At 63.4% G+C, this 20,168-nt stretch carries 20 protein-coding genes; 10 read left to right on the forward strand and 10 right to left on the reverse strand.

The window, feature by feature from the left end:
* Positions 1 to 91: 91 nt before the first annotated feature.
* The gene (locus tag ACLGL5_RS24655) at positions 92 to 397 is read left to right on the forward strand and encodes a ribbon-helix-helix domain-containing protein (RefSeq protein ID WP_038646966.1); all 306 of its coding nucleotides are present in this window, start codon (positions 92 to 94) and stop codon (positions 395 to 397) included.
* Here the strand turns inward: ACLGL5_RS24655 and ACLGL5_RS24660 are convergent.
* Together ACLGL5_RS24660 and cckA are read right to left on the reverse strand one after the other, a co-directional pair.
* Positions 394 to 1,107 carry a purine-nucleoside phosphorylase gene (locus ACLGL5_RS24660; protein WP_069092229.1) on the reverse strand — a complete coding sequence of 238 codons (714 nt, stop codon included), beginning with the start codon at positions 1,105 to 1,107 and terminating at the stop codon, positions 394 to 396. The genes ACLGL5_RS24655 and ACLGL5_RS24660 overlap by 4 nt on opposite strands.
* Before the next feature lie 90 nt (positions 1,108 to 1,197).
* A complete protein-coding gene (cckA, locus tag ACLGL5_RS24665; RefSeq protein WP_069092230.1) occupies positions 1,198 to 3,774 on the reverse strand; it encodes a cell cycle histidine kinase CckA in 2,577 nt (858 codons plus the stop codon).
* A gap of 318 nt (positions 3,775 to 4,092) precedes the next feature.
* On the opposite strand from cckA, the gene ACLGL5_RS24670 reads away from it, so the two are divergent.
* On the forward strand, positions 4,093 to 4,833 hold the full coding sequence (locus ACLGL5_RS24670) for a flagellar biosynthetic protein FliO (RefSeq protein ID WP_064985664.1): 741 nt from the start codon (positions 4,093 to 4,095) through the stop codon (positions 4,831 to 4,833).
* 151 nt (positions 4,834 to 4,984) lie between these two features.
* Here ACLGL5_RS24670 and dksA read toward each other — a convergent pair whose 3' ends face one another.
* Complete coding sequence (gene dksA, locus ACLGL5_RS24675) at positions 4,985 to 5,401, reverse strand: RNA polymerase-binding protein DksA (protein WP_069092231.1); 417 nt, start codon at positions 5,399 to 5,401, stop codon at positions 4,985 to 4,987.
* Positions 5,402 to 5,646: 245 nt separating this feature from the next.
* Between dksA and ACLGL5_RS24680 the strand changes: the two genes are divergently transcribed.
* The 4 genes from ACLGL5_RS24680 (at position 5,647) to ACLGL5_RS24695 (ending at position 9,546) form a co-directional block, all read left to right on the forward strand.
* Complete coding sequence (locus ACLGL5_RS24680; protein ID WP_064985666.1) at positions 5,647 to 6,150, forward strand: SixA phosphatase family protein; 504 nt, start codon at positions 5,647 to 5,649, stop codon at positions 6,148 to 6,150.
* A 163-nt stretch (positions 6,151 to 6,313) separates the two neighbouring features.
* A complete protein-coding gene (locus ACLGL5_RS24685) occupies positions 6,314 to 7,789 on the forward strand; it encodes a YcjX family GTP-binding protein (protein ID WP_069092232.1) in 1,476 nt (491 codons plus the stop codon).
* A complete protein-coding gene (locus tag ACLGL5_RS24690) occupies positions 7,786 to 8,871 on the forward strand; it encodes a YcjF family protein (protein ID WP_019858325.1) in 1,086 nt (361 codons plus the stop codon). Before ACLGL5_RS24685 ends, ACLGL5_RS24690 begins: the two co-directional genes overlap by 4 nt.
* 123 nt (positions 8,872 to 8,994) lie before the next feature.
* On the forward strand, positions 8,995 to 9,546 hold the full coding sequence (locus ACLGL5_RS24695; RefSeq protein ID WP_038646972.1) for a hypothetical protein: 552 nt from the start codon (positions 8,995 to 8,997) through the stop codon (positions 9,544 to 9,546).
* Positions 9,547 to 9,636: 90 nt separating this feature from the next.
* On the opposite strand, the gene ACLGL5_RS24700 is transcribed toward ACLGL5_RS24695, so the two are convergent.
* The 3 genes from ACLGL5_RS24700 to ACLGL5_RS24710 all read right to left on the reverse strand — a co-directional run bounded on the left by ACLGL5_RS24700 (position 9,637) and on the right by ACLGL5_RS24710 (position 12,337).
* Positions 9,637 to 9,903, reverse strand: coding sequence for a hypothetical protein (locus ACLGL5_RS24700; protein WP_019858327.1), 267 nt, complete (start codon positions 9,901 to 9,903; stop codon positions 9,637 to 9,639).
* A gap of 179 nt (positions 9,904 to 10,082) precedes the next feature.
* A complete protein-coding gene (locus ACLGL5_RS24705) occupies positions 10,083 to 11,291 on the reverse strand; it encodes an MFS transporter (protein WP_069092233.1) in 1,209 nt (402 codons plus the stop codon).
* Between the two features lie 59 nt (positions 11,292 to 11,350).
* Positions 11,351 to 12,337: an AraC family transcriptional regulator gene (locus ACLGL5_RS24710; protein ID WP_069092234.1), complete on the reverse strand. Its 987-nt coding sequence runs from the start codon at positions 12,335 to 12,337 to the stop codon at positions 11,351 to 11,353.
* Between the two features lie 171 nt (positions 12,338 to 12,508).
* On the opposite strand from ACLGL5_RS24710, the gene ACLGL5_RS24715 reads away from it, so the two are divergent.
* Positions 12,509 to 14,344: a monovalent cation:proton antiporter-2 (CPA2) family protein gene (locus ACLGL5_RS24715; RefSeq protein WP_069092235.1), complete on the forward strand. Its 1,836-nt coding sequence runs from the start codon at positions 12,509 to 12,511 to the stop codon at positions 14,342 to 14,344.
* A 15-nt stretch (positions 14,345 to 14,359) separates the two neighbouring features.
* Positions 14,360 to 14,905: a DUF924 family protein gene (locus ACLGL5_RS24720; RefSeq protein WP_069092236.1), complete on the forward strand. Its 546-nt coding sequence runs from the start codon at positions 14,360 to 14,362 to the stop codon at positions 14,903 to 14,905.
* A gap of 3 nt (positions 14,906 to 14,908) precedes the next feature.
* On the opposite strand, the gene folK is transcribed toward ACLGL5_RS24720, so the two are convergent.
* Genes folK through folP form a run of 3 tightly spaced genes read right to left on the reverse strand, consistent with a single transcriptional unit; the run spans position 14,909 to position 16,619 of the window.
* On the reverse strand, positions 14,909 to 15,421 hold the full coding sequence (gene folK / locus ACLGL5_RS24725) for a 2-amino-4-hydroxy-6-hydroxymethyldihydropteridine diphosphokinase (RefSeq protein ID WP_019858334.1): 513 nt from the start codon (positions 15,419 to 15,421) through the stop codon (positions 14,909 to 14,911).
* Positions 15,405 to 15,764 carry a dihydroneopterin aldolase gene (gene folB / locus ACLGL5_RS24730; protein WP_027044656.1) on the reverse strand — a complete coding sequence of 120 codons (360 nt, stop codon included), beginning with the start codon at positions 15,762 to 15,764 and terminating at the stop codon, positions 15,405 to 15,407. The genes folK and folB overlap by 17 nt, the downstream gene beginning before the upstream one ends.
* 3 nt (positions 15,765 to 15,767) lie before the next feature.
* Positions 15,768 to 16,619, reverse strand: coding sequence for a dihydropteroate synthase (gene folP, locus ACLGL5_RS24735; RefSeq protein ID WP_069092237.1), 852 nt, complete (start codon positions 16,617 to 16,619; stop codon positions 15,768 to 15,770).
* 99 nt (positions 16,620 to 16,718) lie between these two features.
* Here folP and ACLGL5_RS24740 point away from each other — a divergent pair, with 99 nt between their 5' ends.
* Positions 16,719 to 17,342, forward strand: coding sequence for a DUF922 domain-containing Zn-dependent protease (locus ACLGL5_RS24740; protein ID WP_019858337.1), 624 nt, complete (start codon positions 16,719 to 16,721; stop codon positions 17,340 to 17,342).
* A gap of 230 nt (positions 17,343 to 17,572) precedes the next feature.
* Positions 17,573 to 19,054 (forward strand): MDR family MFS transporter, encoded by a 1,482-nt coding sequence (locus tag ACLGL5_RS24745; RefSeq protein WP_494372783.1) that lies wholly within the window; start codon positions 17,573 to 17,575, stop codon positions 19,052 to 19,054.
* Between the two features lie 9 nt (positions 19,055 to 19,063).
* On the opposite strand, the gene ACLGL5_RS24750 is transcribed toward ACLGL5_RS24745, so the two are convergent.
* The gene (locus ACLGL5_RS24750; protein ID WP_019858339.1) at positions 19,064 to 20,095 is read right to left on the reverse strand and encodes an NAD(P)/FAD-dependent oxidoreductase; all 1,032 of its coding nucleotides are present in this window, start codon (positions 20,093 to 20,095) and stop codon (positions 19,064 to 19,066) included.
* Positions 20,096 to 20,168: the final 73 nt, after the last annotated feature.

The following is a 20,168-nucleotide window of genomic DNA, read 5'->3' on the forward strand; positions in this document are numbered from 1 at the left end:
ACGGTCCGGTCGAAGATGAAATCGCAGGCAGTGTTCAAAAGGCGCCGATGGCTCCGTCGACGCCCAAGACCAACAAAAACGGGAGGTACCAATGTGCAGAGTGTTTGCCGCACAGGATCCGGAAGGCTATCGCCAGATCAACCGGTCGATCCGCATTGATGGACATTCGACCAGCATCCAGCTCGAGGCAACGTTCTGGACCTTGCTGGACGAAATCGCCGACAGCCAGGACCTGACGACGCCGAAATTCATCTCGAAGCTGTATGACGAAGCCATCGAGATCAACGGCGAGATACCCAATTTCGCATCCATGCTTCGTACCACCTGCGCGCTCTATCTGCGCGGCCATCGGCCCAGCGTGGACGAGCGAATGGCGTTGAAGCAGGAAGCTGCCTAGCGCCCTTCCCCAGCGATTTCGAGCGCCAGCCGGCTCATATCGGTGAAAAGCGCCTGGCGCTCGGAATAGTTGGCCTGTTCGCCGGTAACCAGATTGTCGACAACGGTCAACAGCGACAACGCCCTCGCGCCGAAATGCGTCGCGATGCGGTAGAGCGCGCTGGTTTCCATGTCCACGGCCAGCGCTCCGAGTGCCCTTGCCTCGGCATATCGAGCGTGCGTTTCAGGATGGTAGAATATGTCGGTGCAGACTGTCAGGCCGGCATGGTGGTCAATGCCGAGTTCGGCTGCCTTGGCCAATGCGCGGGCGAGCAACGCCGGATCCGGACCGGCGTCAGCGTCATAAAGGCCAAAGACCTGGCCACTCTCCTTGTTTTCCGGCCGTGCCGATTGCGAGATCACCAGGCTGCGCAGCTTTACCTCGGCGCTCAGGCCACCGCAGGTCCCGGTGCGGATCAATGTTCGGATGCCATAATAGTCGAGCAATTCGTGGGTATAGATCAGGAACGACGAAACCCCGATACCCGTTGCCTGAATGCTGATGGGCCGGCCGCGATAAAGGCCGGTAAAGCCGAGAGCACCCCGCCTGCGATTGACGCAGCGTGGCGCTTCGAGAAATGTCTTCGCCATCCATTCGGCGCGCTGCGGGTCACCCGGCAACAGCACCGTTTCGGCGTAGTCGCCCTTGCCTGCCTCTATGTGTGGCGTCAATCGCTGCTCCCCCAAGCCCGCCTGCCCTCTCGCCCGCAATCATGGCGCTGTCGGGGCGTTGTGCAAGGCAGACCACTGGAGAAAGCTAAATTAGGACTCCAGCATATCCTTGACGATCGTCGCCAGTTGCTTGAGCGAGAACGGCTTCGGCAGGAAGCCGAAATGCGCGTCGGCCGGCAAGTTCCTGGCGAAGGCGTCCTCGGCATAGCCGGATACGAACACGAACTTGATATCCGGCTGGCGCTTGCGCAACTCGCCAAGCAGGGTCGGCCCGTCCATTTCCGGCATGACCACGTCCGAAACGACGATGTCGACCTTGCCGCCCAGGGCTTCGAACACTTCCAGCGCCTCGACGCCCGAGGATGCCTCATGCACCGTATAGCCCCGAGAGGTCAGCGCACGCATGCCGCCCATGCGCACGGCATCCTCGTCCTCGACCAGCAGCACCGTGGCCGACCCCGACAGGTCCTTGGTGCTGTCGACCGGCTTGACCGGCGTGGCACTCGGGGTTTCCCCGGGTTCGGCCGCCTTCTTCGCTTCCGCGATGTGGCGCGGCAGGAAGATGCGGAAGGTCGATCCCTTGCCGACCTCGGAATCGCAGAAAATAAAGCCGCCTGTCTGCTTGATGATGCCGTAGACCATGGACAGGCCAAGGCCGGTGCCCTTGCCGACCTCCTTGGTGGTGAAGAACGGTTCGAAGATCTTCTTCAGCACGTCCGGCGCGATGCCGCTGCCGGTGTCTTCGACCTCGACCACGACATAGTCGGCCGCGGCGAGTTCGCGATAGGAGAAGGTCTTGCACTCCTCGGCGGTGACGTTGCGGGTGCGCACGGTGAGATCGCCGCCAGCGGGCATCGCGTCGCGCGCATTGACCGCCAGATTGACCACCACCTGCTCGAACTGGCCGATATCGACCCTGACCGGCCACAGGTCCCGGCCGTGGTCGATCTTCAGCTTGATGTCGTTGCCGACCAGGCGGGCAAGCAGCATCCTGAGATCGGCGAGCACGTCGGTGAGGTTCAGCACTTCCGGCCGCAGCGTCTGCTTGCGCGAGAAGGCCAGCAACTGCCTGACCAGTGAAGCCGCCCGATTGGCGTTCTGCTTGATGTTCATGATGTCGGGGAAGGACGGGTCCGACGGCCGGTGATTGGTCAAAAGCAGGTCCGACGCCATGATGATGGCGGTCAGCACATTGTTGAAGTCGTGGGCGATGCCGCCCGCGAGTTGCCCGACCGCCTGCATCTTCTGGCTTTGCGCCATCTGCCCTTCGAGCGCCTTCTGCTCGGTCGTCTCCACGGCGTAGACGATGGCCGATTCCTCTGCGCCCTCGCCGCCGGTGCCGTCGGCGACGGCATTGACGTAGAAACGGATATGCCGCTCCTCGTTGCCGGGCAGCACGGTGTCGATCGGCTCGATGTCGGCCTGCCGCTGCCGGGCCTTCTCGAATGCCGCGGCAAAGGCCGGCCGCTCGCGCTCATGGATCACCGTATCGAGCCGCACGCGGCGGTCCACGGCGTCCCGGTCGACGACCGAGGAAAACAGCGACAGGAACGGCGCGTTGGTGCGCAGGATGCGCCCGCTGGCATCGACACCCGCGATCGCCATCGGCGTCGAATTGAAGAAGCGGGTGAAGCGCACTTCCGAGGCGCGCAGATCGGCCGAGGCATCCTCGCCCTGCGTGCGGTTGAGCACGATCGTGCGCGTCGGACCGCCGATACCTTCGCGGCTGGCCGAAACGCGATGCATGAAGCGCACCGGCAGCGCCTCTCCCGTCATCGTCGTCAAATCAAGATCGATGACCGCGTTGCGCGTCGTGCCGGGGTCGGCCTTGACCGAGCGCACCAAGGCCATGCCGTCGCCGGCAACGATATCCGGCAAGGTCACGGCGCCGGGCGTGAAACTGGCAAGATCGATGCCCAGCCATTCCGCGAGCGTGGCGTTGATGTAGGTGACGCGACCGTCCTGGTCGGCGGAAAAGAAGCCTGCCGGGGCGTGGTCGAGGTGATCGATGGCCTTCTGCAGGTCGAGGAAGAAACGCTCCTGCTCGGCCCGCTCCTGCGAAATGTCGGCGAGTTGCCAGGCCAGCATCGGCAGGCGCTGGCCCGGAACGTTGAAGGTCCGGGCGCGCGCCCGGTACCAGCGGGCGCCCGCTTCGGCTCCCGGCCGGATCGACTGCGCCAGCCGGAACTCGCCGTCGCCCGGCTGCCCGTCACGCAGGCCGGAGGCCAGCCGGTAAATCGTCACCGAGGCCTCGGGAACATCCGAAAGGAGCCCTTCGACCGTCTTGAGGTCGGCGGCCGAGGACGCTCCGGTCATGTCGGCATAGGCACGGTTGGCGTAGACGACGCGGCCCTTGGTGTCCGTCACCAGCAGGCCCTGCGCCATCGAATCGACGAAAGCCTTGGACAGTTCATCGCCAGTCGAGCGCGGCGTGACTTGTACGAAGCCGATCGCGGTCGCGAACAGGAAGCCGACGCCGATCATCGCCAGCACGCCCAGCATGCCGAGCAGGAAGGGATCGCCTAGGCGCTCGCGGAACAGACCGAAGACGATCGCGGCCCCCGTCAGAACGACGATGAAGATGATGAGCCGGGTGACCGCACCCGGTCGCGTGTTCTGGTCGACGATCGGTACCGGATAGAAATCGCCGCGCGCTTCCTTGGCCATATGCCCCCTGCTCGTGAAGTCCGACGTTCCGACACCCGCCCCTAATGCATGTCGCCCAAAAGTGACTTCGGTTTTGGGAAAACGACATGCACGAAAACAAGGCCCTAGAGCGCCTCGCGTGAATCCGCTTCAGCGCGACCCGCTTTAGCCGGTTGAATCACATTCTCCCAGTCCGGAAAAGGCCCGGGCGGCAAATGTCAGATAAAAATGATACCGGCCGTGTTTCAAGCTGTTCACGATGCGTGAAAGGCAACTTGCGGTGGCCAGCCGCAACGGTCTAGTGTCGCGTCTCTTTCCAAGACCGATCAGGGGAAACCAATGCAGTGGCTGGATAGCGTGGCGGGCCCTGGTTATGCGGCGGCACTCCTGTGGACCTTCGCGGCGCTGATCCTGCTGGTCATCGTGCTCGTCATCATCAGGCTGGTCCGCAACCTGACCTTCGGCACGTTCGTCGCCGGTGGCCGGAACCGTAAGACGCGGCTCGCCGTCATGGACGCCACCGCCGTCGACAGCCATCGTCGGCTGGTGCTGGTGCGCCGCGACGACATCGAACATCTGCTTCTGATCGGCGGTCCGACCGACGTAGTCGTCGAACGCGACATACGCCTTGCCGCGCCGCGCCGTCCAGCGCTGACCGGAGATGGCGGTCTGCAGCCCGTCCCGGCCACCGCGGCCCCGGCGGCAAAACCGCGGCCGCCTCAACCGGCTCCCGCACCGGCACGACCTGCGCCGCAGCCGGCGACCTCGGCGCCGCCTGCCCGCCCGCGCCCGGCAGCGCCACCACCAGCCCCAGCCCCCGCACCGAAACCGGCGCAACCCTATCAATCGACCAACGTCACGCCGCTGCCTGCCTATGGCTCCGCCAACGCCAATGCTGTCAGGCACGCGCCACCGCCACCGCAGAACAGTATCGACGACGCGCTCATGAAGGACCTGGAGGTTTCGCTCGACCAGCCGCGATCCGGTGGTCCGGTTGGCAAACCGGTGGCCAAGGCGCCGCAATCGCTCGACGATGAAATGACCAGGCTTCTGGGCGAACTTTCAAGCCAGAAGAAATGATTGCCGCCTGAGGCGCCCCGCCGGCCGGGTTTTGCTTTCGCTTGCTGCAACGGATTTGTGATACAGCCAACAAAAATGGCCGGAAAACCCGGCCATTTTTGACAATGACTTCACTTGTAACTGCCTTGAGATGCAGTCCAGAAGCAATGCGTCAGTCGTCGCGATAGACTTTTTCGCGGCGCTCATGCCGTTCCTGCGCTTCGATCGACAAGGTGGCTATCGGACGGGCGTCGAGCCGTTTCAGCGCGATCGGCTCGCCGGTTTCCTCGCAATAGCCGTAAGTGCCCTCGTCGATGCGCTGCAGCGCCGAATCGATCTTCGCGATGAGTTTGCGCTGACGGTCGCGAGCCCTGAGCTCTATGGCGCGGTCTGTTTCGGAAGAGGCGCGGTCGGCGAGGTCGGGGTGGTTGGCGTTTTCCTGCTGCAGGATTTCGAGAGTTTCGCGCGCTTCGCGCAATATGTCATTTTTCCAGGTGACGAGCTTCAGGCGGAAGTAGGATTTCTGCCGATCGTTCATGAACGGCTCGTCTTCGGAGGGTACGTAATCGGCGGTAACGATGTCGTTCATTCGACTCACCCAAACTGCCCCAAATTTGGCGCTTATATATTCGCCGTCCGACGCCTGCACAAGCGCAATCAGTCACCGACTCACGCAATTGTTAAAGTTCCCCCGCGGCACCCATTGGAGCGAGATGTCGCTGATTCGATGGAGAAAGTGCCGCTGATTCTTTGCGCGGAAGAACAAGGGGCCATTGTGCGCGGCGCCCTTCTTGTGGCTAATCGTACCGCGGCTTCGGCATCATCGGAGGTTGGGTGAGCAGGCTCTATCTGTTGCGGCACGCCAAGGCTGGCTGGGCGCTGCCCGGCATGCGCGATTTCGATCGACCGCTTGACGCATCCGGCCGCGCCGATGCCGAGACGATGGGCGCAGCCATGCGCTCGCGTGGCTATGTCCCCGACCTGACATTGTGCTCCAACGCCCGGCGCGCCAAGGAAACGCTCGAAGGGCTGGCCGGCCAGACCGATACCGGCAAGGTCTTGTTTTTCGACACACTCTATAGCGAAGATGCGGCCGGCTATCTCCGCCTCATCCGGGAGCATGGCGGGCCAGGTTCGCTGCTGGTCATCGGTCACAACCCGATGACGGAGGATCTCGCCATGGCGGTCTCGGGCGATGGCGACGAGACGGCGCGGGCGATGCTCAACCATGGTTTCCCGACCTCGGGCCTGGCTGTCGTGCGTTTCCTGGACAATCTGACGAAAGCAGGCCAGGACACGGGCTATCTCGAAGCGTTCCTGACACCGGCCGATCTCTAACTCCCTGTTTTGGCGCAATTTCCAAGGGAAAGCGCTATGCGCTCTTCCCGGGAAAACCGCTCCACACTTTTCCTGGAATTGCTTCGGCATCGATTTCCGGCGCCATTTCAAAGCCGGGTTCCAGCGCCTATATCGGACGGACCCAAGCCTGAGAGATCACATTTTGGCATCATCGCTGACCACCTTCACCGACGAGGCAAAAATTGCCCTCGATACGCTGTCGGGACGCGCCACCGGGCTTTTTTCTCCGTCGCTGCGGCTGGGTGTTACCGGCCTTTCGCGCGCCGGCAAGACGGTGTTCATTTCCGCGCTGGTGCACAATCTGATCCACGGCGGACGCCTGCCGCTATTCGAGGCACAGAAATCCGGGCGTATCGCCCGCGCCTTCCTCGAAGAGCAGCCTGACGACGCCGTGCCGCGCTTCCAGTACGAGGATCATATCGCCGCATTGGTCAACGACCGCGCCTGGCCCGATTCCACGCGCGCCATTTCGGAACTGCGGCTGACCATCGAATATGAATCGGCCTCCGGCTGGAGCCGCATGTTCTCTTCAGGCAAACTGTCGGTCGACATCGTCGATTATCCCGGCGAATGGCTGCTCGACCTGCCGCTGCTCGGCAAATCCTTCGCCGATTTTTCACACGAGGCCATGGAGATGGCCACTTTGCCGGTGCGCGAGGATCTTTCGCGGGCCTGGCGGGCGATCTCGGCGGAAATCGACCCGAATGGCGACGCCGATGAGATGACGGCACGCCGCCTCGCCGAAAGCTTCGCGGCCTATCTCAAGGCCTGCAAGCTCGACGAGCGCGCGCTTTCGACCTTGCCGCCCGGCCGTTTCCTGATGCCTGGCGACCTCGAAGGCTCGCCCGCACTGACCTTCGCGCCGCTGGCTGGCCTCGACAGGCGTCCGCGCCCGGGATCGCTGCACGCCATGATGGAAAGGCGCTACGAGGCTTACAAGACGCATGTCGTCAAACCGTTCTTCCGCGAACACATCACCCGCCTCGATCGCCAGATCGTCCTGATCGATGCCATGCAGGCGCTGAATGCCGGCCCCGGCGCCATGGCCGACCTCGAGCGTGCGGTGACCGAGATCCTCAGCTGTTTTCGCCCCGGCCGGGGTAGCTTCCTCACCGACCTGTTTTCGCGGCGCATCGATCGCATCCTGGTCGCCGCGACCAAGGCCGATCACCTGCACCATGAAAGCCATGACCGGTTGCAGGCGATCGTGCGGCGGCTGGCGGACCGTGCCGTGGCACGAGCGAACTTCACCGGCGCCGACGTCGACGTCGTCGCCATGGCGGCGGTGCGCGCGACCCGCGAAGGCACGGTCAAGCAAGGCCGTGAGACGTTGCCTGTCATCATCGGCACGCCGATCGCCGGCGAGAAGATCAACGGTGAAACGTTCGACGGAAAGACCGAAACTGCCATATTTCCCGGTGACTTACCGGAGAAGATTGATGCGGTATTCGACGTCTCCGGACCCGATCACAGGCAGGATTCCACGGACCCGGCAATCCGCTTTGTCCGGTTCCGCCCACCAAAACTCGAACGCACGGCCGAAGGCGTCACGCTGTCTCTGCCGCATATCAGGCTCGACCGTGCCTTGCAGTTCCTGATCGGAGACCATCTGGCATGACCGCGCCCCGCAAACCGGCGGCCTTCCGCATCGAGCCGGAAGCCGCGCCAACACAAGAGGCGTCAAAGACGCGGCAGGCCGAGCCCCCGCGCAAACCCCGCGGGCTGAAGACCGATGTCGCGCTGGTCATACCGGCGGAAGTCGACGTCTTCGACGAACCGGACATCGTGGCCGCGGAACCGCCGCCGGCGGTCGCCCCCAGGAAACGCTCGTTGTTTGGCAGCATCTTCTTCGGCGCCATCGGCGTGCTGGTTTCGCTGGCTGTCGGCCTGTGGACCGACCAGCTGGTTCGCGATCTCTTCGCCCGCGCCGAATGGCTGGGTTGGCTGGCCGCCGGCATGGCGGCGATCGCCGTATTGGCACTCGTGGTGATCCTGATTCGGGAATTCCTGGCGATCGCCCGCCTTGCCGAAGTCGAAAAACTGCAAAAACGCGCGCTCGACGCCATCGCGCGCGACGACCCCAAGGCGGCACGGTCGGTGGTCGACGAGCTTTCGGCTTTCGTCGCGGCCAAGCCCGAGACCGCGGCCGGCCGGCGTGCGCTCGCCGAACTGCGCGGCGAAATCATCGACGGCGGCAATCTGGTGCGCCTGGCCGAAGCGGAAATCCTCGGCCCCCTCGACGCCAGGGCAAAGGTGATGATTCTCGAAGCGGCCAAACGCGTCTCGCTGGTGACGGCGGTCAGCCCGCGCGCGCTCGTCGATGTCGCCTATGTCGTGTTCGAGGCCGGACGCCTCATTCGCCGTCTGTCCGAACTCTATGGCGGACGCCCGGGAACGCTGGGGTTCTTCCGCCTGGCGCGCAGCGTGCTTGCGCATCTGGCGGTCACCGGCTCGATCGCCGTCGGCGACAGTTTCGTCCAGCAGATCGTCGGCCACGGCCTGGCGGCACGGCTTTCGGCCAAGCTTGGCGAGGGCGTCGTCAACGGCATGATGACGGCGCGCATCGGCATCGCGGCGATGGAAACCGCGCGTCCCCTGCCCTTCAGCGCCGCGAAGCGTCCGGGACTGGGCGATTTCCTCTCGGCATTGACATCGTTTGCCGCGAAGAAAGACACCGAAACCACAGGCTCCGGCAAATAGCGTCCTCTTCTTCCTGACGATGAGCGGATTGCCGTTTCGAAGGCCCGCAGTGACGAAGCATTAACCAATGTTCTTCATGGTCGAACCGGTTCCAAACAGCCTCTTTGTTGCCAGGTGTCGTCGATGAAAAGCGTAATTCTGTCCAGCGTCCTGCCCCTGGCCGTTGCGATCACAGCAGTCGTCGGTCTCGCCTCGGAGGCTTCCGCCGCAGAGCCGGACAAGCAGTTCTTCCAGTCGGCCGAAGGCAAATGGGTCGGCCCGGGCGAAATCGTCGCCGGCAAGTACAAGGGCACGAAATTCAACTGCAGCTTCACCGGCTCCACGCCGGACGGCAAGATGGGCATGACTCTGGACGGCGGCTGCCGCGTCGGCATGTTCACCCAGCCGATGTCGGCCAAGATCGAGCGCAAGGGCCGCGATTACAAGGGCTCCTTCATGGGGGGCGCTGACGGTGCGGGCCTGGACATCATCGGCGGCAACGTTGTCGATGCCCGCAAGGTGGTCTTCACCATCAACCGCAATCAGCTCCGCGGCGTCATGCAAGCCCGCATTCCCGACGACAATTCGATGACGGTGACGGTTGCCGTGCGTGTCCAGGACCAACTGGTGCCGGTCATCGGCATGAGCCTGAAGCGCGTCGATGCCGTCGAAGTCGGCTCCATCGCGCCGAATTGAGCGCATTGTCGCGCCTGCCCCTAGCACATCCCCAAAAGCAAAGAGGCGGCAGCCCATCGCCACCGCCCCCTCGAACCAGCAAAAAGGCGCTTAGCCCTTGATGGCGGCCGTCACCTCGTCATACGCCTTGCAGGCGTCGGCGAGTGTCGTGGTGCCCTGGTACTTGGTTGTTACTGCCTGGACCTTGGCGGTCAGGTCAGCCGCCTTGGACGGATCCTTGGTGATCGCCTCCTGCAGTGCGGCGGCCATGTCCTGCGCCTTCTTGGTCGCGATCTCGGCCGTGCATTCCGGCGCCTTCGAGCAGGCCGAACCGGCAAGCACCGCCAGGCCGACGGCAACAAGCAAAAACTTCTTCATGTCAGTCATCTCCTCAAAAGGGCGCGACTTGATCGTCGCTCACCCTCCAATGGCCGAAGCCGAGCGTCCTTAGCCTTCGATTGTGGCAACAAGCAACGCGCGCATTGCGTAAACTTGTGTAACGCGTCTGCAATATTGTCCGGGTCGGATTCGGGCTGCTGTGTCAGCGGCGGCAAAGTTCAGTTACGCGGCTGTCGCAGCGCCAAGACGGCTGTCGATGCAGCAAGGATAGCAGTCACAGTCAAAGGCGCCGTAGGGCCGTAGGTGTCCACAACATAGCCGCCGACAACCGCGCCGACGGTGATGGCGACCTGAAAAGAGGCGACCATCAGGCTGCCCGCTGCTTCCAGCGCGTCCGGCGCGGCGCGAGACAAATTTGTCGGCAACACCACCGGCGCCATGCCGAAGGCGAAGCCCCACAGTGTCACGAAGCCAAAGGCAACGCCAATGTGCACGCCCCAAAGCACTAATGACAGCGCCGCAAACGCCATCAATGCGGCGGTAACCACGAGAGCCACGTGGATATTGGCGTCGGCCATGCGGCCACCGGCAATATTGCCGATCACTGCGGCGATGCCAAATCCAAGCAACGCCAGGGCAATTGGCCCGGTTGCAAGGAGCGTCACATGTTCGAGAAAGGGACGCACATAGACCGAGCCGGCAAAATGCCCCGTCATCAGCAAAAGGATGGCAAGCATACCAAGTTGAATGCCACGCCGCCGTGTCAGCCGAAGGACGTCTGCAAGACTATTGCTTGCCGTTGCAGGCAAAGACGGCAGGCTAAGCAACTGCAGCAGCATGGCAAGCAAGGCCAACCCCGCCGTCATGGCCATGGCGCTGCGCCAACCCAGCCAGTCGCTGATCAACGCGCCCATCGACGGTGCGGCAATGGTTGCGAGCGAGACGCCGAGGGTGACGATAGCCATGCCCCGACCTGTCGCACTGGCGCCAACCAGCCTCGCCACGACGGCGACCGAAAGCGCCCAGAAAGCGCTGAGAGCGATCCCCAGCCCGGCCCGGCCCAGCAACAGCAGCCAGAAATTGGGCGCCAGCGCCGCAAGAATATTGGAAGCAACCGCTAGGGCCATAAGGCCGACCAGCACCGTCTTGCGGTTCAATCGACCGATGAGGACATTGCTCAACATGGCCGTCACGGCGCCGACTGAAGCGGTGGCGGTGACGACCTGTCCGGCCGTTCCCTCGCTGATGCCGAGATCGCGCGCCATTGGCGTCAACAAACCTGCCGGCAGGAATTCGGCTGAGACCAGGGCAAAGCTGGTGGCGGCCAATGAAATGACTGCGAACCAGGTGGTTGCGCTCCACGCGGCCGGCGCATCGGCATCAACGCCTATCGCCGCGTCTTCAAGTTGTAATGTTGTGTCGGTCACTGAAAGATCTCCAAGGTTTGGAGATCTTCATAAACGAGTCCTTTCGGATTATATGTACCTCAAAATCCGAAATCCATGTCTATTCGTCCGGGAATTGTGCGACGCACAACGCCTGGCGAGACATTGGTGATGCGCTTGAAGGCGCGAGCGAAGGATGCCTCGGAATCATAGCCCAAGCGAGTAGCAACCTCGGCCACCGACAAACCGTTTTGCCCCAACAACTCGCGGGCAAGCTGCATGCGCAAACGGGCGAGATAGCGTGCAGCACCCTCTCCCAATACAGCGCTGAAGCGCTCGGCGAAAATCGAGCGCGATTGGCCTGCCAGGCTGGCGAGGCTTTCGAGCGTCCAGTTATGGCCGGGGTCTCTGTGCATGGCTGCCAGGGCGCGGCCAATATGGGGGTCGCGGATGGCAGCGAGCCAACCGGTGGTCGAAGCTCCGGTGCAATTGACCCAGCAGCGAATGAGCCGGGCTGTCAACAAGTCCGCCATGCGCGACAAGATGGTGGCGCTGCCCATCTGCGGTTGCGCGGCCTCCACGGTCATGGCCGCCAGCAGAGGACCAACGACCGGATCATTGCCGGCCACGTCGCAACCCTTGATGATGGGCGGCATCAGCGTGATCAATGGATTTAACGCACAGGCGCCCAAGGCCATTGAGCCGCAGAAAAGGGTGCTTGTCGCGCCCGTGCCTTCTCGTACGACTTCGCAGACGTTGCTCCCCAACTTGGTCACCCGGCAATCATCGAGCGAGCCGCCTGCAACGTCCGGCGCGCTGGCCAGCCGATGGGCGATGCCTTGCGGCAGCAGCACCAGATCGCCATCGCGCAACTCCTGCCATCCCTGCGCTTCGGTGTGGATCCAGCATGGACCCTGACCGACAAAGTGAAAACGAAGCAGCGATTGTTGCGGGAATTCTATGCTCCAGGGATGTTGGAGCTCGCAGCGGCCATAATTGACGCCACTCAAGCGAAAGTCTTGTAGGATTTCGCTGAGCGCATCCATCGGGATATCTGGCGGAGACGGCCGGGACGAATGGTCAATCATCCTACCGATATATATACCATTCGTCCGGTAGGCAAGCGGAGACCGTTGTTCCACCAGGGGAAACGCTTCGACGGCACCCTACCCGTCCTGGCAGGCTCCCCGCCCTTGCCTCCCGCTCCAACTGCATGCAAGGAGTGCTGTCGGACATAGGGAGACTTAGGGACAAGAGGCATGGCAGCGGAAACATCAGGCAGCGATCTCATTCAGGTGGTGGCGCTGCTTGCCGCTGGGGTTGTCGCCGTCCCCATCTTCAAGCGCATGGGCCTCGGCTCCATCCTAGGCTATCTGGCCGCCGGCGTGGTGATCGGCCCGTTTGGTCTTCGCATATTTTCCGAATCGGGCGCCATCCTGCACGTCGCCGAACTCGGCGTCGTCATGTTCCTGTTCATCATCGGGCTGGAAATGCAGCCGTCGCGGCTTTGGGGCCTGCGGCGCGAAATCTTCGGGCTCGGTGCGCTCCAGGTCGGGGTCTGCGCGGTCCTGTTGACCGGCGTGGGAATGGCCGGCGGTTTTCCGGTCTCGCAATCCTTCGTCGCCGGGGCTGGTTTCGTGCTGACCTCGACGGCGATCGTCATGCAACTTCTTGAGGAACGCGGCGAAATCGCCTCGCCGAAAGGCCAGCGCATCGTCTCCATCCTGTTGCTGGAAGATCTGGCCATCGTGCCGCTGCTGGCCCTGATCGCGTTCCTGGCGCCGGGCGGCGCCGACACCAGCCTGTCGGAAAGGCTGACCGAGGTCGGCATCGGCCTTGCCGCGATCCTCGGACTGGTGCTGGCGGGGCGCTATCTGCTCAACCCGTTCTTCCGCATCCTGGCGGATGCCCGTGCCCGTGAGGTGATGACGGCCGCGGCACTGCTGGTGGTGCTTGGATCGGCGCTCGCCATGCAGCTCAGCGGCCTGTCGATGGCGATGGGGGCCTTCCTGGCCGGCGTGCTTCTGTCCGAATCGACCTTCCGCCATCAGCTGGAAGCAGACATCGAGCCGTTCCGCGGCATCCTGCTCGGCCTGTTCTTCCTTGCGGTCGGCATGTCGCTCGACCTGCATGTGGTCGCCGCGAACTGGAAGCTGATCGCCATCTATGTCGTCGCCTACATGGTCATGAAGGCGCTTGGCATCTACATCGTCGCCCGCATCCTCAAGACCGGCCATCGTGAAGCGTTGGAACGCGCGGTCTTCATGGCGCAAGGCGGCGAATTCGCCTTCGTCCTCTACTCCGCCGCCGCTGCCGTCGGCATCATCGACAACCAGGCCAACGCGACGCTGACGGCGATCGTCATCATCTCCATGGTGCTGACACCGCTGGCGATCATCGCCTTGCGCTATGTCACCCCGCGCGACGAGCAGTCGCTCGACGGCGTCGATGTCGCCGACGGACTGACCGGCAGCGTGCTGATCATCGGTTTCGGCCGCTTCGGCCAGATCGCCAGCCAGCCGCTGCTGCTGCGCGGCATCGATGTGTCGATAATCGACAACGATGTCGAGATGATCCAGGCGGCGGCGGATTTCGGCTTCAAGGTCTATTATGGCGACGGCACCCGGCTGGATATCCTGCACGCGGCCGGCGCCGGCCGGGCGCGCGCCGTGCTGATCTGCGTCGACAAGGCCGATGCGGCCGTTCGCATCGCCCAGTTGATCAAGGCCGAATTTCCGCTGCTCACCGTGCTTGCCCGGGCTTTCGACCGCGGCACCGCGCTGCAGCTCATTCGCGCCGGCGTCGACTATCAGCTGCGCGAGACCTTCGAATCGGCACTGGTTTTCGGCGGCTCGGCCTTGGAATCGCTTGGCGTTGATCCCGAAGACGTGGCGGAAACGATCGAGGACGTCAGGCGTCGTGACACCGACCGTTTCGAAACCCAGCTCGCCGAAGGCATTCGCGCCGGCCAGCGCTTCCTGCGGGGCAATATCGGCACGCCGATTCCGACACCGCTCTCCACGCCGCGCCGCCCCGGTCAGGCCCTCAACGAGGAGACGGCCGGCGTTCTGCACAAATCCGAAACAGCCGATTGAACCAAGGAATCATGCATGGAATTGGACAGCAGAGCCCTGTCGGTCACCAAATTCTGGCGCGACGCCGGCGAGGATGCATGGTTTGAGAAGAGCGACGCTTTCGATGCCGATTTCCGCGATCGCTTTCTTGATTTGCACTACGCCGCCGCGCGGCGTGAATGCGACGCCTGGTCGGACCATGCCGAAGGTTCGTTGGCGCTGATGATCCTGCTCGACCAGTTTCCGCGCAATTGCTTTCGCGGCACCGGCCACATGTATGCCACCGACCCGCTGGCGAAGCATTTTGCTCAAAAAGCGGTCGCTGCCGGGCATGACCTGGCGCTGGAACCGGAAGTCCGCGTGTTCGTGTATTTGCCGTTCGAACATACGGAAAACCTTGCCGACCAGGACATTTCGGTCGAACTGCACACCGCCAGGGCCGAGTTCAACCTGAAATACGCACTGGAGCATCGCGACATCATCCAGCGCTTCGGCCGGTTTCCGCATCGCAACAGGATGCTTGGCCGCGAGACGACACCGCAGGAGCAGGCGTTTCTCGACGAAGGCGGATTTTCCGGCTGATCGTTACGTCAGCCACCAATCCCGGCCGGACGGCAATCGCTCGATTCCGGCGGCGTCGACGGCGCCGAGCCGTTCCGATACGCTTCGCCCGCCGACGGCAAGATCCGGCGCGATCTCGGCCAGCGGCGCCAGCACGAAAGCGCGCTCCAGCATGCGTGGATGCGGCACTTCCAGCCCGGTCTCATGGATGACGCGGTTACCGAACACCAGAATGTCGATGTCGATCAGGCGCGGCCCCCAGCGCTCCTCGCGCACCCGCTTCAGCTTGCGCTCCGCGTCGAGGCAGAGGTCAAGCAGTGCCCGCGGTGCGAGCCGGGTCGACAGTTCGGCGGCGGCGTTGAGGAAATCCGGCTGGTCGAGCTTGCCCCAGGGCGGCGTGCGGTAGAGCGACGAGACAGCGGTAACGCGCGTATCCGCATCGGCGTCGAGAATGCGCAGCGCCGCCGCCATCGAGGCCGCCGGATCGCCCAGATTGCCGCCGAGGCTGAGGTAGACGGTGTTACTCGGGCCAGACAACGGTCACCTCGACATAATCGAGCACGCCAGGCACCGGCGCGTTCGGCTTGCGCACGGTGATTTCGGCCCTTTTGATCTGCGGAAACCGCTCCGTCAGCGCCTTTGCCACTTCCATCGCCAGGGCCTCGATCAGGAAACGCCGTTCGCCGGTGATGATCTTCTCAATCACCGTGAAGGCAATGCCGTAGTTGACGGTTTCCTCGATGGCGTCGTCGACAAGCGCGCGCCCGGGTTCGACCGACAGCACCGCGTCGACATAGAAACGCTGGCCGAGCGCCTCCTCCTCGTCGAGCACGCCATGCCGGGCAAAGAAGGCGCAGTTCTTCAGGCGGATGACATACATGGCTCAGCGTTCCGATACGGCGGTTTCAAGCGCCAGCATAGCATCCGCCACGGCCAGCGCGTCCACGTTGATTGCGACATCATGGACGCGAAACAGATGCGCGCCCTTGAGCCTGAGAATGACGCTGGTCGCCGCCGTTCCGGCAGCCCGGTCTGCCGCATCGCGGCCGGTAACGGTGCCGATGAAGCGTTTTCGCGAGGTGCCTGCCATCAGCGGAAAGCCTAGCGCATGGAGCTCGGAAAACCGCGCCATCAGCTCGAGATTTTCCTGCGCCGTCTCCTTGGCGAAGCCGAAACCGGCATCGAGCACGATGCGATCATCGGCAATGCCGTTGCGGCGGGCGACCTCCAGCGATCTCTCCAGGAACGCAAACTGGTCTGCGATCACGTCGGGCAGCTTCTCGCGATCCCGCCCGGTATGCATGATGATGAGCCCGGCTCCGGTTTCGGCGGCGACCCGCGCGATGTCGGGCTCGCGCTGGAGGCCCCAGACATCGTTGACGATATGCGCGCCGGCAGCCACGGCCAGTCGCGCGGTTTCGGCGCGATAGGTGTCGACCGAGATCAGCACGTCACCGGAGCGCGCCAACGCCTCGATCACCGGCAGGATACGTGCCTGTTCCTCGCTGGCCGAGATCGCGGCGGCGCCCGGCCGGGTCGATTCTCCACCGACATCGATGATCCGTGCCCCTTCCCCGATCATGCGGCGCGCCTGGGCCAGCGCCGCTTCGGGCGCATCGAACAGTCCGCCGTCGGAAAAGCTGTCGGGGGTGACGTTGAGGACGCCGACGACCACGGCCTTGCCGCCAAGGTCGAGATGACATCCATGCGCCAGCTGCCATCGCCTCGCCGTCATTGCTCATCAACCATGGGCTCATCAACGATGTGTGATCCGCAAAGGATCAATTCCGTTGCGCCGGCAACGGCCGTAAAGCAAGGTGGGTAAAGAGGCAATATGATGAAACGATCCCTGCTTTGCGCGCTGCTGCTTGCCATGACCGCTGTTCCGGCGGGCGCGGCCAATCTCGTCAAGACATACAGCTACTTTTCCATTGGCGGCAGCACGCTCGAAGACATCGAGAAGCAGCTCTCCAAACACGGGCCGCAGGTCAAAAGCACGGGCTCGCGCCACCCCGGCGCCACCCAGATGGCCTTCACCACCCGTATCAGCTACGCCACGCAGGCTGGCTCCTGCCGGATCGCCGACGCCGCCGTGACGGTCAAGGTCAAGGTGATCCTTCCGGAATGGCGCCGCCCGCGCAAGGCGGATCCCGACGTGAAGCTGTTCTGGGACACGCTGTCGGCCGACATCAAGCGCCATGAAGAACGCCATGTCGAGATCGCCAAGAACTATGGCCGCGAGCTGGAAAACGCGCTGAAGGCGACCTACCCGCGGACGGATTGCGCTACGGCCAAGGCCAAGGCGGCCGAGATCACCGCCGCCATTCTCGCCAGGCACGACCGCGCCCAGGTGCAGTTCGATCGCGTCGAGAGCGTCAATTTCGAAAGCCGTATCCTGCGGCTCATGCGCTACCGCATCCAGCGCATCGAGAACGGTCGGCTGCCGCCGCCGGCCTGAATTTCATCGGCGCGCGCGATGGCGCCGACGCAAGCCAACCAGGCCGAAGCGTAGTGCCAGCGTCGAAAAATTTTCGAACGGCAGTCGAAATCGGCCTAAACGGAACGACATATCACGGGTTGGCAAGGCGCAACCCTCAAGGCACGAGCACCACGACCGATCGCGCGGCGAACGCATCAAGCAAGCCCAATCGTCGACCCGGATCGCGCGCAAAGCATATGGATAATACTATGGACCAGGCTGTCGACAAGCAGACCATGGCGGCTGACGCCACGCCGCTGACCGAAAGCGAGAAGAACGCCATCATCGGCGGCGTTCTTCTGTCCATGCTGTTAGCGGCGCTCGACCAGACCATTATCGCACCCGCCATGCCGACCATCGCGCGAGCACTCGGCCACGCCGAGTATCTCCCCTGGATGGTCACTGGCTATCTCCTGACCGCCACCGCCGTGGCACCGCTCTACGGCAAGATTTCCGACGTCTATGGCCGCCGCCCTACCGTTTACGCAGCGATCCTCATCTTCCTCGCCGGATCGCTGGTCAGCGCCATGGCCCCCAACATGTTCGTGCTGGTGATAGGGCGCGCGATCCAGGGTGCGGGCGGTGGCGGCCTGTTTGCGCTGGCGCAAACCGTGATCGGCGACCTCGTGCCGCCGCGCGAACGCGCACGCTACGCGGCCTGGGTCTCTGGCACCTGGGCCGTCGCCAGCATTGCAGGGCCACTGCTGGGCGGCACCTTTGCCGAGCATCTGCACTGGTCGCTGATCTTCTGGATCAACATTCCGCTTGGGCTGGTGGCCATGGCCATCATCAACAAGCCACTGAAGAAGCTGCCGATCGCGGCCAAACATCACCGTATCGACGGGTTGGGCGCCGTGCTTCTGGTTATCGCCACGGCACTTCTGCTTCTGGCGCTCAACTGGGGCGGCAGCACCTATCCCTGGTTTTCGGGCGCAATTCTCGGCCTGGTGACCGGGTCGGCCGTGTTCTGGGCCCTGTTCGCACTGAGGCTGCTGAGGGCCGCCGAACCGTTGATCTCGCTTGAAGTGTTGGGCAACCCGATCGTGCTCGCCGGTGCGCTGTCGATGTTCCTGCTGCAGGCCGCCAATATCGGCGCTTCGGTCTACCTGCCGGTCTATCTACAAACCGTGATCGGGCTCTCCGTCAGTGAATTGGGACTGGCCATGCTCGGCCTTTTACTCGGCACGGTCGCCGGTGCCGCCTCCAGCGGCCGTCTGATCCCCCGCTTCGTGCACTACAAGCGTATCGCCATGATCGGCATCGCTTTGGCCATTGTCAGCATCGGCGTGCTTAGTGCCATTGCCGGACACGCCTCGCTGCTCGAGGTCGAGATCCTGACCACCCTGATCGGCCTGGGCAGCGGAACGACATTCCCCGTCGCGACCGTCTCTGTCCAGAACGCCGTCGATCGAACCCATCTCGGGGTCGCGACCGGCGTGCTGACCTTCTTGCGCACACTGGGTGGCGCGCTGGGCGTCGCCCTGCTCGGTGCGGTGGCGCTGGGCTATGGCCTGCCGCTCTCCGCCGAGGGCTCGCAGACACATATCCAGCTGACGTCAGCCTTGCCGTTCGTGATGATCTTCATCACCGCCGGCATCACCCTGGGGCTGGCGCTTGTCGCAATGATGCTGATGCCGGAAAAGGCGCTGCGCGGACGCGACGAGGCTGTCGCGCCCGTCATCGCGGAATAGAAGCGCTCTTTACTCCACCACGCCGAGCTTCTTCTGCAGGCTGGTCGACGAGGTTGTGTACTGGAACACGATCCGCTCACCGGGGCTGACGATGCGCTTGGCGGCCTGCGCCATAAGCGCCACCTCATGAAAACCTGACAGGATCAGCTTCAGCTTGCCCGGATACCAGTTGATGTCGCCGACGGCAAAAATGCCGGGCACCGAGGTCTGGAACTTCTCGGTGTCGACCGGGATCAGGTTCTCGTGGAGATTGAGCCCCCATTCCGCGATCGGCCCGAGCTTCATGGTCAGGCCGAAGAAGGGCAGCATGCGGGTGCATGGCACTTCGATATCACCTTCCGGACCACCCTTGATGGTGGCCGATGACAGCTGGCCGTCGGCGCCGGTCAGGCCGGTCACCTGCCCGACCCTGAATGCCAGCTGCTTCATCTCCTGCATGGCATACATTTTGTTGACGCTGTCGGGCGCCGCGCGGAATTCAGGGCGCCGATGAACGAGCGTCACGCTCTTGGCCACCGGCTGCAGGTTGAGCGTCCAGTCGAGCGCCGAATCGCCGCCACCGACGATGACAAGGTCGTGGCCGCGAAAATCCTCGATCCGGCGCACCGAATAGAAGACGCTCTTGCCCTCATAGGGCTCGATGCCCGGGATCGGCGGGCGTTTCGGCTGGAACGAGCCGCCGCCGGCGGCGATCACCACCACCTTTGCCTCGAACACCTCGTTCTCGTCCGTGATGACGCGAAAGCCGCCGTCCTCCAGTTTCTCGAGGCTGGAGACCATGCGGTTGTAGGTGAAGTCAGGCTTGAACGGATGGATCTGCTCGAGCAGCTTGTCGACCAGCCCTTGCGCCGAAATCGAAGGCCAGCCGGGAATGTCGTAGATCGGCTTTTCCGGATAGAGTTCCGCGCATTGGCCGCCGGGTTTGTCGAGGATATCGATCAGGTGGCATTTCATGTCGAACAGGCCGAGCTCGAACACGGCGAACAGGCCAACAGGCCCTGCCCCGACAATGAGAACGTCTGTGCTGATGATCCCGGTCATGCGCCCTGCCTCGTTGCTGGATGGCGTGAGACTGCATGACCACCGGCCCGCTGCCAAGCGGCAGTGGGAAAAA

The organism is Mesorhizobium sp. U510 (assembly GCF_059180695.1).

What these genes read in the sequence shown, in the direction of transcription:
- ACLGL5_RS24655 (WP_038646966.1), top strand. Translation starts at nt 92, where the DNA reads ATGTGCAGAGTGTTTGCCGCACAGGATCCGGAAGGCTATCGCCAGATC.
- cckA (WP_069092230.1), bottom strand. Translation starts at nt 3,774, where the DNA reads ATGGCCAAGGAAGCGCGCGGCGATTTCTATCCGGTACCGATCGTCGAC.
- ACLGL5_RS24670 (WP_064985664.1), top strand. Translation starts at nt 4,093, where the DNA reads ATGCAGTGGCTGGATAGCGTGGCGGGCCCTGGTTATGCGGCGGCACTC.
- dksA (WP_069092231.1), bottom strand. Translation starts at nt 5,401, where the DNA reads ATGAACGACATCGTTACCGCCGATTACGTACCCTCCGAAGACGAGCCG.
- ACLGL5_RS24690 (WP_019858325.1), top strand. Translation starts at nt 7,786, where the DNA reads ATGACCGCGCCCCGCAAACCGGCGGCCTTCCGCATCGAGCCGGAAGCC.
- ACLGL5_RS24695 (WP_038646972.1), top strand. Translation starts at nt 8,995, where the DNA reads ATGAAAAGCGTAATTCTGTCCAGCGTCCTGCCCCTGGCCGTTGCGATC.
- ACLGL5_RS24700 (WP_019858327.1), bottom strand. Translation starts at nt 9,903, where the DNA reads ATGAAGAAGTTTTTGCTTGTTGCCGTCGGCCTGGCGGTGCTTGCCGGT.
- ACLGL5_RS24710 (WP_069092234.1), bottom strand. Translation starts at nt 12,337, where the DNA reads ATGATTGACCATTCGTCCCGGCCGTCTCCGCCAGATATCCCGATGGAT.
- ACLGL5_RS24715 (WP_069092235.1), top strand. Translation starts at nt 12,509, where the DNA reads ATGGCAGCGGAAACATCAGGCAGCGATCTCATTCAGGTGGTGGCGCTG.
- ACLGL5_RS24720 (WP_069092236.1), top strand. Translation starts at nt 14,360, where the DNA reads ATGGAATTGGACAGCAGAGCCCTGTCGGTCACCAAATTCTGGCGCGAC.
- folB (WP_027044656.1), bottom strand. Translation starts at nt 15,764, where the DNA reads ATGTATGTCATCCGCCTGAAGAACTGCGCCTTCTTTGCCCGGCATGGC.
- folP (WP_069092237.1), bottom strand. Translation starts at nt 16,619, where the DNA reads ATGACGGCGAGGCGATGGCAGCTGGCGCATGGATGTCATCTCGACCTT.
- ACLGL5_RS24740 (WP_019858337.1), top strand. Translation starts at nt 16,719, where the DNA reads ATGATGAAACGATCCCTGCTTTGCGCGCTGCTGCTTGCCATGACCGCT.
- ACLGL5_RS24745 (WP_494372783.1), top strand. Translation starts at nt 17,573, where the DNA reads ATGGACCAGGCTGTCGACAAGCAGACCATGGCGGCTGACGCCACGCCG.
- ACLGL5_RS24750 (WP_019858339.1), bottom strand. Translation starts at nt 20,095, where the DNA reads ATGACCGGGATCATCAGCACAGACGTTCTCATTGTCGGGGCAGGGCCT.